We start from the raw sequence: 14,778 nt of genomic DNA on the forward strand, positions 1-14,778 counted from the left end.
ATGTGGCACTGCATCGGATAGGCTGCCGTGCTGTGGGGCGCAGCGGGTTCGCGTTAGAGCAATTAATTGTACTGGAACTGCGGGGCTCTCAGCGGTTGAAATTTGGATGCTTGTCTTTGAGTGTAGTGTAAAGGGATTCGGATTGCAGTGAGGCGGGGGGGCGCAACTTGAAATCATTTCGTTCCAGCTAAGTCGATTGCGATTGTTTAAGTAGCATGGACGTCGGCAGTTTTATAGAAGGTCTCTCCAATATTGGCGTCGCACTCTGGGTGGTCGACGGCGCTATTCGTTTTCGGGGTCCCAAGGGAGCTCTAAGCGAAATAGACAAAATCACGATACGCGAAAATCATTCGGCAATTGTGGAATTTCTAACAAATCAGGACGTAATACGTGATCTCCCGCTTACCGATGGGCAACGATCTCTTTGGTTCGTGCATCGTCAAGCTCCTCTCAGCCCAACCTACAATCTTGGAACGGCCATGCGGGTGCGCGCACCTATTGACGCTGGTTTATTGGAGGTGGCTTTTCAAAAGCTGGTAGATCGCCATAGTGCTTTGCGTGCGAGCTTTCCGGTCGTCGCAAACAATCCCGTGCAGAGAATTCCGCCTCGCCAGAAAGTTCACCTCGAATGCTACAGGTTGCAAGGGCCGGGGGAGGCGGATGCGCTGGCGCATGTACAGAGTGTGCACAAACGCCCATTTAACCTCGCCACGGGCCCTGTTTGCAGATTGGCCTTGGTCTGTTTAGCGCCCCAAGATCATATCATTCTTTTCGGGGCGCATCACATTGTATGTGATGCAACGGGTGCAGCAACAGCCTGCCATGATCTTAAACAATTCTATATTGAAGCTGCGGCGGGTGAAACGGCAGAACTATCGCGCCAAGCTGCGGACTTTCCCGACTTTGTCGATTGGCAGAGAGCCAGCCTTTCGGGGCCCAGGGGCAAAGCGCTGTTGGCGCACTGGCAGGAGCGGCTCAAGCCTCCCCTTCCAACGCTTGCCCTTCCGACTAACAGACCACGACCCTTCAACCGGCAGTTCCGTGGTGACACTTTGCAGAGGGTTCTGTCCTCAGCGCAAATAGCATCGCTTGATGCCATGGCCACACGCGCGCGCGCAACTAGATCTGCAGTATTGATAGCGCTGATGGCGGTGCTGCTAGGACGTATCAGTGAACAAGACGATATTATTATCGGAACCCCATTTTATGGGCGCGAGAATGACCGATTTGAAACGACGGTCGGGCATTTCGCAAACCCTCTTCCAATACGTCTAACCGTATCGCAGGAGTGTTCATTTAACGACCTGATGATGGAGGCGCGCGAGCGATTGCTCGACGCGCTGGACAATCAGGACATGCCGCTTCTGAGAATTGTGGACGCGCTGAACCCTCCCCGCGATGCCACACGGATGCCTTTTTTTGACGTCCTGTTCACCTTTCTATCTTTCGACCATGTTAATGCAGGGATGCAAACATCCAGCGACGCAAAAACCCGCGCTATTTTTCCTGATGAGCTATATTTGTTTTCGCAGATGGAGGGGCAATTCGACCTTTCTTTGCGTTTCGAGGAGATAGATGGCGGTCTGACGGGAAGCTGGAGCTTTGACACTGATCTTTTCGACAGGTCGACCATTGAGGAATTCGCAAGCATTTTTGAGGAGCTGATTGCAGAATTTTCGAGGGATTCATCGATTTCTGTGCGGACCAAGAAAGCGGCAAGACCTTTGCAGGGGCTGGTTCGTGAGCAAGGGAAATCCGACATGGATGTGCATGAGCTATTCGGCAGGTTGGCTGAAAGAGGAGTTGCTTTGTCGCTTGATGGCGATCAGTTGCGCATTAATGCCCCCAAAGGAGCAATCGACAACTCACTGCGTGAGGAACTAATCGCAATCAAGCCAGCTGTTATGGAGATGCTCAAGTCGGACGCGGCCGCCACTAGAGCGGGTATGGGCAAGAAGACCAATCTTCCACTTTCCTATGCTCAGCAACGCCTTTGGTTTCTGAATCGGCTTGATCCGACCAGCACGGCTTTCAATGTTGCGGCTGGCGCCTGGATGTATGGTGCCCTTGAGCCGGCGCTCATCCACGAGGCGTTCAAGCTCCTTGCAAAGCGTCATGACGCGTTACGTATGCGGTTTGTGGAGCGTGATGGGAATCCGGTTGCGGAATCGGTTGACGACTTGATGCCCTATTTTGAATACCTTGAAGTTGAGCACGTTGCTCCAGAGCGCCGTAAGCAGGAAGTCGAGCGCATAATGGGCGAGCGCTTGCGACAACCTTTTGATCTCGCTACAGGCCCGCTTTTTGGCTACACACTAGTGCGCTTATCAGAAGGCGAGTATGCATCTCTGCTTCTCGCGCATCATATCATTGTTGATGGTTGGTCGATGGCCGTCATGCACCGTGAGCTTGTCGAAATCTACGATGCCTTGACCGAGCGCCGCGAGGCACGCTTGCCCGAGGTCAAGGCGCAGGCCACAGAGCATGCCCGTAGGGAGCGTCGCATGGCTGTCTCGCCCGAATGGGCATCACATATCGATTTCTGGCGCACAGAACTGAAGGATGCGCCCGCAGTAATCGAACTGCCAAATGACCATAGGCGTCCAGCGAACCAGACATTCAACGGCGGACATTTCACTCAACGGTTCGACGTAAAATTACTGGCTGACCTGAGTGCGCTCGCCCGATCCGAGGGCGTAACTCTATACATGCTTTTAATGGCCGGCTGGGCAGCAACACTCTACCGCTATAGTGGTCAGTCGGATATTGTTTTGGGCTCTCCCAATGCCAACCGAAATAATGATGGCCAGGAGGGCATGGTCGGTTGCTTGATCAACAACATTGTCGTTCGATGCCGCATTAATGGCGACTTGAGCTTCAGCCAATATCTTGCAAATGTGCGGAGTACGGTGCTCGACTCACTTGAGCACGGCGAGCTTCCGTTTGACCTTCTGGTCGACACTATAAATCCTGAGCGCAGTCCCAGTCACGCCCCGATTTTTCAAGCCCTGTTTAGCTTGATGACTTTTCCGAAAATCGAGCATGGCTTCAAAGGTACCGAAGTTGATCCAATGATGTCGGGCACCGGATACTCACGCTATGATTTGTCGCTGGACTGCGTTGAGTTTGGCGGTGAGCTTATTACGCAATACGAATTTGCGACTGATTTGTTTGACGTCGAAACCATTGCGAGATTGCACCGACATTACGAGGCCCTGCTTCGCGGAGCAATTAGCGACCCTTCAACGCCTGTCAAAGCACTTCAGATGCTGACCGCCGATGATGTTGCAATTATTGCCACATCAAACGAGCGGACGGCCAAGGACTTTGATCGCAGGGCGACAGCTTTGGATATGATTGAGGCTTGCGTTCGGGAGGTACCGAATCTGAGGGCTGTAACGGATTCGCATACAACGCTTACTTATGCCGAGTTAGATATCCGGGCCAATCGCTTGGCACACTTGCTGCGCGAGAATGGCGTCAGGCGTGGTAGTCTTGTCGCCGTGAGCCTTGAGCGAAACGTCAATCTTCCGATGGCGCTCCTTGCAGTATGGAAAGCGGGCGCAAGCTATTTGCCTTTGGATCCTAAACATCCGCAGGAACGCATCCAGGGCATTGTTGGCGATGCGGATGTTGATCTTATTTTGACAGAGGAGGCCGCTGCGGGACAATTCGCTGATGACCATGTCGTGCTGGTGCTTGATAAGTTGGCGAGCAGTCTCGAATTGATGCCTGTTTCTGCGCCGGACCGTGAAACGGCACCGGAGGATCTCGCCTATGTAATCTATACATCTGGCTCGACCGGGCGCCCTAAAGGCGTTGAAGTTGAACACCGCAATCTTGCAGCATTCCTCGTGGCGATGAAGGACACTCCTGGCATCCGCGAGGCACAAACGCTTCTTTCTGTTACGACGCCATCCTTTGACATATTTGGTCTGGAAGCTTGGCTACCGCTTGCTTCGAAAGCGCGGATAGTTGTTGCGTCACGCGAAGTAGCGCTGGATGGGCGCGCGCTTGCAGACCTCATGGAGTCGGAGGGCGTGGATATCCTTCAGGCTACACCTGCGACCTGGAATGTGCTGATTGAGACGGGCTGGCGGGGGCGCAAAGGTCTGAAGGCGCTTTGTGGTGGCGAGGCGTTGCCTCTGGCGCTGGCTGAATCGCTTTTGGAGCGCGGTTGCGACCTATGGAATATGTATGGTCCCACCGAGACGACGATTTGGTCGTCAGTGCAGCATATCGAGAATGCGGATGACGCTCTCAGCATTGGTAAGCCCATAGCGAACACGCGCACATATATACTGGATGACCAAGGCGCACCGGTGCCTCCGGGCGCGGTCGGAGAACTTTGTATCGGCGGGGAAGGGGTTTCTCGCGGATACCGGGGGCGTCAGGATCTGACAGATGAGCGATTCCAAGTGCTAGACCTCCCTGGCCGCGAGAAAGAACGCGTATACCGCACCGGAGATTATGTGCGGGAAACGGTCGATGGACGGCTCGTTTATCTCGGGCGCCGCGACTTCCAGGTCAAGATCCGAGGATTCCGGATAGAGCTAGGTGAAATCGAGAGTGAAATAGGTGCATTGGAGAATGTCGCTGAGTGCGCCGTTGTTGCCCATGAGCGGGTCAAGGGCGATCTTGAACTCGTCGCTTATGTCGTGCCAGCCGCTGGCAAAACCGTTGAGCCGGGCTCTCTGCGCGCGCTACTTCGTGCCAAGCTGCCGAATTACATGGTGCCAGCGCATGTTGTTGTGCTCGGCGCACTGCCACTGACGCCAAATTTGAAAGTCGATCGAAAGGCGCTCCCGGCACCCCAAATCGAGCAGGCTCCAAGCGCGGCCGTTGGCAATCTCGTTATGTCGCCCACTGAACGAGGCGTGGCTGAGATATGGTGCGATGTGCTGGGTCGCACTCAAGTCGGACTTGACGATAATTTCTTCGATATTGGTGGGCATTCTATGCTTTTGGTTCGTTTGCATGAACGACTCCGCAATGAGCTTGGTGCGACAATTGCATTGATAGAACTTTTCCAACGCACAACCGTTGCGCAACAGGCTGCAGCTATTCCAGGCGGTACGAAATGGGAGTCGGCCCGGGATAATTCTGCTTTACCTGCCGCGTTACCGAACCAATCAGACCGCCTGGCGCGGGCAAAAAAACGAGCGGAGCGCTTCCGAGATGGTCAATAAGGAGAATTCCGCCGATCTTTCTCCGCATGCCATTGCCATTGTAGGTATGGCAGGCAGATTTCCTGATGCGCCGGACATTGATACTTTCTGGCGCAATATTCTTGCAGGAAAAGAGTCTCTGAGGACATTTGATGCTGAGACCCTCAAAAGTGCGGGCGTACCAACTGCAACGCAGGATCATCCTGACTTTGTGGCTAAGGGCTCGCCTCTGGATGATGTCGACATGTTCGATGCCGAGTTCTTCGGGCTGTCGGCCGGTGAAGCCCGCATAATCGATCCCCAACACAGGGTTTTTCTCGAATGCGCATGGCAGGCCATGGAGCATGCGGGCTATGCGCCGAACCAGGTTGATGATCCAGTTGGCGTATTTGCTGGTACAGGAATGAACACGTACCTGTTGACGCACATACTTTCGGACCCCGCAACGGTAGAGGCTGCCGGCGGTTACCAGTTGATGCTTGGTAATGACAAGGATTTCTTGTGCACACGGGTTAGCTACAAACTGGATTTGCGTGGACCTAGTGCGACCGTTCAAACGGCCTGTTCAACTTCTCTCGTTGCAGTAGAAATGGCTTGTAGGGCTCTGTCGCGTGGCGAATGTGATATGGCGCTTGCTGGCGGTGTCTCAATCGGCTTTCCCGACAAGGCAGGGTATCTCTACCAAGAGGGCATGATTTTCTCCCCAGACGGTCATTGTCGTCCTTTCGACGTTGACGCTCAGGGCACACGAGCGGGTGCGGGCGCCGGCGTAGTGACACTGAAGCGCCTTGCAGATGCTCAGCGAGACGGCGACACAATTCATGCGGTAATTCGCGGTATTGCCGTCAACAATGACGGCGGGGCGAAGGCAGGTTACACCGCCCCCTCAATTGATGGACAAGCTGAGGTTGTCGCAATGGCGCACGCCTTGGCTGGAATATCGCCGCGTACGATTGGGTACATGGAAGCGCACGGCACAGCTACTCCGCTTGGCGATCCGATCGAGATTGCCGCACTGACACAAGTATTCCGTGAAGAAACGGATGATATCGGATTCTGCCGCTTGGGCTCGCTGAAAGCGAACGTAGGGCATTTGGATGCGGCTGCAGGTGTTGCGGGCCTTATAAAAGCAGTTCTAGTTCTGCGCGAAGGTATCATTCCCCCGCTTGTCAATTTCAAAAGTCCGAATCCGAGACTCGCGCTGGAAACCAGTCCCTTCACTGCAAGCGCAGATTCATCGCATTGGCCTGCAACAGATACCCCCCGTCGAGCTGCAATAAGTTCTTTCGGGATTGGTGGCACGAACGCTCATGCGGTGTTGGAGCAGGCACCAGTTCGTGAACTGGATGCTCCTCGACGCAAACACCAGCTATTAGTTGTTTCAGCTCAAACGCGAACGGCACTTTCGGAGGCTTCGGTCAGACTGAGTTCGCACATCAACGATGCGCGATCTGAGTCGCTGGCTGACGTGGCTTGGACGTTACAGAATGGACGAACGAATTTCCCGATTCGACGTTTTGTTGTGGCTGAAAGTGGCGAAGAGGCGGCGACATTGCTCGCCAAACCATTCGTCCCACGTCAGCATGATGGTGGTTCGCGGCGTGTTGCATTCCTTTTTAGTGGTCAAGGCAGCCAGCATGCTGGTATGGGGCAAGATCTTTATGCTGATGAGCCGGTTTATCGCGAGGCAATAGACCGTTGCGCTGATATCCTGAAGTCTACCATAGAGATCGACCTTCTCGGGATTTTAAGCGACGGCACTGATGTTGAGCTGTCGGAAACTTGGATTGCGCAACCCGCTTTGTTCGCGACAGAATACGCCATGGCTGAGTTATGGAAAAGCTGGGGCGTTGAGCCGGCTGCCATGCTTGGTCACAGCATTGGAGAATACGTTGCGGCCCATATCGCGGGCGTTATGACCCTGGAAGAGGCGCTGCGTCTTGTCGCCGAACGTGGGCGTCTGATGCAGTCGATGCCGGCCGGCGCAATGGCGGCTGTCGAGTTGAGTGCCAAACGGCTTCGTGCGCGTCTACGAGATGGTATTGAAATTGCGGCCGAAAATGGCCCCGATCTGAGTGTGATTTCCGGCACTAAACAAGCTGTTGAAGCTTTTCTGAGCGACCTTGAATCAGAGGGAGTTGGTGTAAGGCGGCTTCACACATCGCATGCATTCCATTCCGCGATGATGGAGCCGGCCCTGGCTCCATTTCGTGAGTTTGCCAGTAAACTTTTGCTCCAAGTGCCTAAAATTCCTTATGTTTCTAACGTCACAGGGACGTGGATTACCGACGAGCAGGCGACATCACCGGATTACTACGCGCAGCATTTGCGCCAAGCTGTACTGTTCGAGGCAGGTCTCCAACTACTTGCGCAGGATCCGAGCATCTTTCTGCTCGAAGTGGGCCCGGGTGTTACGCTCTCTGCACTTGCGGGTATTTCACTTGATGGCGAACGGCATCGCATAGCATCATCGCTGCCTCACCCAAGAGATGATCAGCACGACATGCGCACGGTCCTCTCCGCTGCTGGTGCCATGTGGGTCGCAGGAGTCCCGTTGGATTGGGAGGCATTGCATGGTGGAGACAGTCCGCCTTGTCGTCGACCATTACCTACTTACCCGTTCGAACGTAAACGATATTGGGTTGATCCTAAGCTCGGTGGGGGGCTATTGCGTACTAATGTAGAGCCGATGCCTGAGCCTTCCGCGCCTCTAGAAGATCTCGGGCAGTACTTGCATTCCACGACCTGGGCTTCCGTACCGATTAATACCAGCATACAACCATCATTGTCAGGCAACTGGCTAATAGTTGCTGACAACCCAATATCTGGAGAAAGGCTCGTTAAGGGCTTTGAAGCCAGCGGTGCGAGCGCATTGCTTGCACTTGTTGATAAGGACCCAGCCTCTGTAAGCTTCGAGAGCCAGCTATCAGACTTTGCGGGCCAACTCTCGGGGGGGCTGCGTGGGGTAATTATCGCTGTGGGCTTAGAGACTGATAACAATATACCGGGACGTAAGCGTTATGACTTACTTGGTGCGTTGGCACGAATGCCGGAACTTTCGAGCGTTGAAGCTATCAGGATACTGGTTGTAACGAGGGGAGGAATTCCTGTCTTCGACGAACCCGTTTCGGATAGTCAAGCCGCGCTGGTCTTCGGCCCAATCAGCATGCTTGCCGTTGAGTCAGAGAATCTCATGCCTCAGCACATCGATTTCAGCGCAAATGGCGATGCTTTGTCTGATCTGAATATACGTCGACTTCTTGCTGAAGCTTCGCAAGAGAAATTTGAGTCAATAGTCGCCTGGCGAGAGCGGCGCTGGCTTCGTCGCTTCGAGCCGGTTGCGTTGCCGCCGTCTCAACAACTCCCCGCTTCTCTCAAGGAGAGGGGAGTGTATCTGATAACCGGCGGCACAGGTGGAATTGGCCGAACGCTTGCTCTTTGGCTTGCTCGTAATGCATCTACCCGGATCGTTTTGACGTCGCGCAAGCCGCTGCCACCACGGGACGAGTGGGACAATATTGTTGCCAGCGACAAGGATGGTGACGCGACCTCGCAAATAATCAAAGGGATTCTGGAGATTCAGGCGGCAGGCGGAGAAGTCTCCGTGGAATGCGCGGATGTGACTGATCGCGATGCTATGCGCGGTGTTATTGATCGTATGCTGCAAAAGTGGGGTCAGATAGATGGCATTATCCACGCTGCTGGATCACCCGGGGCTGGAAAGCTCTTCGTCATGGATGATCCAGACGAAGTATCTCTTACACTGTCGTCGAAGGTCGACGGATTGAACATTATGGCCGAACTTCTTCGTGATACTCCGCTAGACTTTATTGCCGTCATGAGCAGTATCAACGGAATCTTGGCGGCACCAGGGAATGCGGCATATAGTTCTGCAAATGCGTATCTTGATGCATTCCCAAACTCGGCAATACGGCCAGACAGTTGGAAGCGAGTCATGGTTTTCAACTGGGACGCTTGGCGCGATGTGGGAATGGCTACGCGAATTGAAGTCGCCGAGAATCACCGTGCAGAAAGAGCTAGATTTCTTGAGAAGGCGATTACACCAGAAGCGGGGGCGGAGATTTTCGCTAGACTTCTGGGATCGGATATAAATCAGGTCGCTGTTACGCCTTACAATCTCCCCCAGGTTGCGGGGAGGCAGCGTCAGGAGATATGGAAACGTGGCTTAGATACGGTCCTCAACGGTAGTTTACCAAGCGACGCTTCGTTCGGAACTTCGATTCCTATTTCTGACAATATTTCTAGCCGGTTCGCTCGCGAAGAAGAGCGCGTTATCGCTGCAATCTGGGAGGAGTTAATTGGGGGCGAAATGGAGGGCGCGCATGAGAATTTCTTCGAAAGAGGTGGTCACTCGCTCATGGCAACTCGGGTTCTCTCGCGCTTAAACAGCGTCGCGGGTGTCAAGCTTACGCTTCGGGATGTATTTGATGCGCCCACAATCGGGGAACTCGCAGACTGTGTCATAGAAAAACGCACGACAGCTGATGAAGAAGGAAACGGCGAGCGAGAGGAGTTTGTGATTTGAACGCCTCAGATCTCCTTTCCCAACTCGGCGCTGCTGGCATTGAAGTGCGGCGCAGGAAAGATAAGCTGGTCGTCAATGCACCTGCGGGAACGCTTACGGCGGATCTGCGTGATAAGATCACAGTGCTTAAGGCTGAACTGTTGGATCTTCTGAAAGATTCTAACGATGGAGATGTGCCGCTGTCGCGTCTACCGCGCGATGTGCCGCTTCCGCTATCGCATTTTCAGGAGCGCATGTGGCTTCTCCAGCAGCTGGATCCTGACCAAACTGATTATAATCTTGTAACGGTCTGGCCGATGGGGCCGGAGGTGCCTCCCGATCGGTTGGTCGATGCAATGCGCGAAGTCGTCGCGCGTCACGAAATTTTACATCTTGGCTTCCGACGTCTTTCCGACATGCTTGTGGCCACGCCTTTTAATCCGGAAGTTGTTCCGATAAGCGTTGAAGACATTTCTGCGCTGTCCCATGATGCTCAACGATCACGCATTGACGGGGAGATAAAGCATCAGGTGGCGCGGCCTTTTGTTCTCGACGCCGAACCGCCAGTGCGAGCGGTCATTTTCGATCTCGGGGAGGATGGGACGGCACTGCTTATCGCTGCGCATCATATAGCCGTAGATCATTGGTCCTTATCGCTGCTAAGAGATGAATTGTCATCAGTTCTAGATGGCATTCCCGGCCCGAAATACTCTGATACATATCAGTATGCGGATTATGCGGGATGGGCTCGCGTCGTAGACGGTACACTTTCAATGGTAGAGGGTGTCGATTGGTGGGGACGCTATCTGAATTCTCCCCCCGATTTGTGTGCTTTCGATGCTGACATTTCGTCGGACGTGCGGAGCAGTGGGGGGAGCGTATCGTTTGTATGGGATGAGTCCCTAACCGCAGACATCAATCGCTTTGCGAGATCGGAAAGTGCATCAGTCTACATGTGCCTTGTGGCGGCTTGCGCTGCACTCTTGTATCGGCAGACTGGGCAAGCGGACATCTTGATCGGATCCGCAGTTGGCGCCCGCCAACGACCGGAATTCGAGACGATTATTGGTCCTTTCGTTAATTCGATTACCCTTCGTCTTGAAGCTGGTCCTTCTGTAACATTCCGTCAATTACTCACCCAGGCGCGTGAGGCCGTCATTGAGACAAGTGCCAGAGCGGACATCCCATTCGAGTCCGTTATCAAGCGTGTGCAGCCAGTGCGCAACGTAAATCGATCCCCACTATTCCAGACCGCTGTTGTGATGCAAAATGCTGGTAGCGGACATGCTGAGGCCATTCATGGCGGTGGTGCAATTCATGATTTCACATGGTTCATACGACCGCTGGAAAACCAGCTGGTTGGTTCGATCGAATATCGCGCAGATATATACTCCGAAAAGGCCATTAGGGATATTTTGGGTCGCTTGGAAGCTTTCGTCCGATCTGCGCTGGCCGCTCCTGACCAGTTTATCGGAGAGGTGCCAATTTTCGCACCGGGAGAACGAAAACGCCTAATCGAAGAGTTCAATCCCACAGCTTGCGCTTATGACCGCTCCTTAATTGTCGATCAGGTTGAGCGCGTTGCGCATCATATGCCATCGCGACCAGCTTTGAGCTGCGCGGGGATTACTACCAGCTATGGTGAGCTTGATGCGCGGGCAAATCAGATCGCCCACCGTCTCATACAGCTTGGCATCAAGCGAGGCGCTATTGTCGGCGTGTGTACAGACCGCAGTCCGGCACTGCTTGAGGCTATTTTAGGTGTCCAAAAGGCTGGCGCTGCATATCTGCCTCTTGATCCGGACTTTCCTAGCGAACGCTTAAAGTATCAACTGTTAGATAGTGGTGCCATAGCGCTGATTTCCGATGCCGCATTCGCAAGCACGCTCGCGCTGCCCGCTGATGTAGCTGTTCTCGATATCAATACCGAGCGGGAGGGTCTGGCAATTTTACCCGCCACGCGCCCAGCTCGCGCATCGTCTCCAGAAGACATTAGCCATCTTATCTACACCTCAGGATCGACAGGTCGACCCAAGGGGGTGATAATTCAGCACAAGGCTGTTTCAAACCTAGTTGCTGCGATACGCAACGAGCCTGGTATTCTGCAAGAAGATATCGTAGCTGCGACCACTACGGCGTCATTCGATATTGCTGCCATCGAGCTATTAGTGCCGCTCACTGTTGGTGCGCGTATTGAACTTCTTTCGCGCGCAGTTGTAACCGATGGGCTTGCGCTGGCCGATGCGCTGAACGCATGCAAGGCGACTGTAGTCCAAGCCACGCCGTCGGCATGGCGCATGCTCGTGGAGGCGAACTGGCAAGGCGGTGAACACATAACGGCAATTACGGGGGGGGAGCCACTTACTCGCGACTTGGCTGATAAGTTGCTTGATCGTGTGGGAAAGCTTTACAATGGGTATGGGCCAACCGAGACGACAGTATATTCGTCCGGCTGTTTTGTTGAGCAGGGTGGCGCAGCAATTAGTATCGGTAAGCCCATTGCCAATACGCGCATCTATGTTGTGGATGCTAATGGAAAGTTGGCGCCTATCGGAATGCGTGGCGAGATTTGTATTGCTGGAGAAGGCGTAGCCGTCGGTTATCACGCTATGCCAGAAGAGACGGAGCTCCGGTTTCGACCAGATGAATTTTGTGATAATCCTGCACCGTACGAGACCGTACCGCGATATTATCGCACAGGTGATATCGGAAAGTGGTCGGCTGAAGGGGTGTTGTATCACCTTGGTCGCATGGACCATCAAGTGAAAATCCGTGGACTGCGTATTGAGTTAGGTGAGATTGAGGCGACACTTTTGTCTGATCCAGCGATCCGCCAGGCCGTGGTGATCGTGAGTGAAGCGGGCCAGCACGACTTACGTTTGGTCGCCTATGTCGTGTTTGAGCCGGGACAAGAGCGCACAGCAAGTGAGACACGGCAACTCGCGCGTGAGCGGCTGCCGAATTATATGGTTCCATCCATTATAATTGACCTCATGGCCTTACCAATGACGCCGAATGGCAAGATAGATCGAAAAGCACTTCCGGATCCTTATAGCAGGTCGATGCAACATGTCGTCCGGGTTCCTACGGAGCCGGGACTAGAGAGTGACTTTGCTAAGATCTGGGCCGATGTTCTCCAAATAGAGAATATAGGCGCCGAGGATAATTTCTTCGATCTAGGGGGGCACTCCCTGCTAACACTTCGCGTAGTATCGCGCGTAGAAGAGCAGCTTGGAATGAAGCTTGATCCTAGATTATTGTTCTTTCAAAATCTTCGTCAGGTTGCGGCTCAGATTCGCCGCACTGTCGAGGAACAGGCATGATTTCCTTCTATTTTGGCTCGACGGACCGCCGACTATTCGGCGCCTACCATCCCGCGCAGGGCGGAGGAGGTAATCGTGCTGTCTTGCTTTGCTATCCTTGGGGCTTTGAATACGCAAATGCGCACCGATCCATGGTCCGGCTTGCCAATTTGCTATCCCAAGCTGGGTATCACGCCCTTCGTTTCGATTATTACGGTACCGGTGACTCTGCGGGGGAAGATCGAGACGCTGACTTGAGTGGCGCAAGGGAGGACATCGCAAGGGCAATTGGAGAGTTGAGGGAGCTAAGTGGAGTCGAAACAGTGTCAATTATTGGCTTGCGGCTTGGCGCTGCGCTAGCGGTGATGACGACACGAGACATGCCATCAATGGTCGACCGCCTGGTCCTGTGGGACCCCGTCATTGATGGCGTGAGATATATGGAAGAGTTGTATGACCTCGATGACTCCTTGAATATTCCAGGCGTCGGATCTGCGGGAGTGTTTTCTGTTGAGGATGGGGGCGGCCGAGAGGTCATGGGACTTCCGTTGACAGCTCGCGTGGCTTCCGAGATTTCTGGGGTCAAGTTGACAACGACCTTGTCGGGTCTGCCCAACGAAACCCTAGTCATTGTCACATGTGCGAGTTCCGGCCAGAAGGGGCTGAAAGCTTATGTGGACGGGACCAACGGCCAGTCCACTTTCGAGCGTATAGAGGATCATGCTGCGTGGCATGAAGACTGGCCCGATAATGCAGGAGTTATCCCGGTGTCGGTGTTGAATCGGATATTGTCATGGATGCGCTAAACGCACAGATTTCCGAAAGGGCAGTACGGCTCGGCTACGACGAATCCATCGCAGCTATTGTTACGCGACCAGTCGTAGAGACAGCACTACCAGCAATAGTAATTCTGAATACTGGTGTTGTGCATAGGGTCGGACATCATCGTAAATTCGTCTCTCTGTCACGCCGTCTCGCCAAAGCTGGCCATACCGTCTTGCGATTTGATTTTCCTGGATTAGGAGATAGCTCTGCGATTTCCGGTGACGCCACACTCCTCGAAACGAATCTTGCCGCGATAAGGTTGGTCGTAGACTGGGTTGAACGTACATTTGCGATACACCGCTTTGCGATGGTAGGACTTTGTTCAGGTGCGGATCAGTCTATTATATACGCGAGTAGTGATGCGCGCGTTAAAGGCGTGGTCTTGTTAGACCCCTCCGTTCCCCGCACCAAACGCTACCACATGATCGATTTCTATCGCCGAGTCACAAACCTAAAGGTCTGGACCAATCTTTTGTCTGGTCGCGGTCGTTTCTGGTCTCGAATGGGGCGGGCACTAGGCAAAGATGCTGAGGCGGGAATACAATCTGAACCGTTTTCACGTCCTGATCTGGAAAGTCCCGAGGCTATCGCTTTCTTGGAGGGTGTATATCAGGGAGCACTCGACAATGATGCTCACCTGCTTGCCGTTTTTACGGCTGGGCCAGACTATCAGCATAATTATCGTGAACAGATTTTGCATGCCTTGCCCAAGGTGCAATTTGGGAATCGAATAAGCCTCCACTTTCTCAGAGATTGTGATCATACATTCATGAGGGAAAGACAGCGCGAAACCTTGTACGCTCTGATTGGTGAATGGCTTCAGTCGCACTTCTCAAGTCTAGAAGCGCCCCAAACAGTTTTATCACAAGATGACGGAATCGAGACTGTTGAGTTCTAGCGATAGGAAAGCTTGATCAAAGCTAAATAGGTAACCGTCCGGTCTGCCCGCCCTTGTGGT

Annotated in this window: 5 protein-coding genes; all 5 read left to right on the forward strand. The window is 53.6% G+C overall.

The features are described 5' to 3' along the window. Window positions 1-215: 215 nt before the first annotated feature. Genes HOC_RS15505 through HOC_RS21870 form a run of 5 tightly spaced genes read left to right on the forward strand, consistent with a single transcriptional unit; the run spans window position 216 to window position 14,718 of the window. Window positions 216-5,189, forward strand: a complete 4,974-nt coding sequence (locus HOC_RS15505; protein WP_051624978.1) for a non-ribosomal peptide synthetase — start codon at window positions 216-218, stop codon at window positions 5,187-5,189. Further along, window positions 5,179-9,714: a type I polyketide synthase gene (locus HOC_RS15510; protein ID WP_051624979.1), complete on the forward strand. Its 4,536-nt coding sequence runs from the start codon at window positions 5,179-5,181 to the stop codon at window positions 9,712-9,714. The genes HOC_RS15505 and HOC_RS15510 overlap by 11 nt, the downstream gene beginning before the upstream one ends. Further along, window positions 9,711-13,016 carry a non-ribosomal peptide synthetase gene (locus HOC_RS15515; RefSeq protein ID WP_035540264.1) on the forward strand — a complete coding sequence of 1,102 codons (3,306 nt, stop codon included), beginning with the start codon at window positions 9,711-9,713 and terminating at the stop codon, window positions 13,014-13,016. The genes HOC_RS15510 and HOC_RS15515 overlap by 4 nt, the downstream gene beginning before the upstream one ends. Further along, window positions 13,013-13,801, forward strand: a complete 789-nt coding sequence (locus HOC_RS21465; RefSeq protein WP_051624980.1) for a serine aminopeptidase domain-containing protein — start codon at window positions 13,013-13,015, stop codon at window positions 13,799-13,801. Before HOC_RS15515 ends, HOC_RS21465 begins: the two co-directional genes overlap by 4 nt. After that, a complete protein-coding gene (locus HOC_RS21870) occupies window positions 13,789-14,718 on the forward strand; it encodes an alpha/beta fold hydrolase (RefSeq protein ID WP_084146372.1) in 930 nt (309 codons plus the stop codon). Before HOC_RS21465 ends, HOC_RS21870 begins: the two co-directional genes overlap by 13 nt. Window positions 14,719-14,778 lie beyond the last annotated feature (60 nt).

Origin of the sequence: Hyphomonas oceanitis SCH89 (genome assembly GCF_000685295.1) — a bacterium.
GTDB classification, from domain to species: domain Bacteria; phylum Pseudomonadota; class Alphaproteobacteria; order Caulobacterales; family Hyphomonadaceae; genus Hyphomonas; species Hyphomonas oceanitis.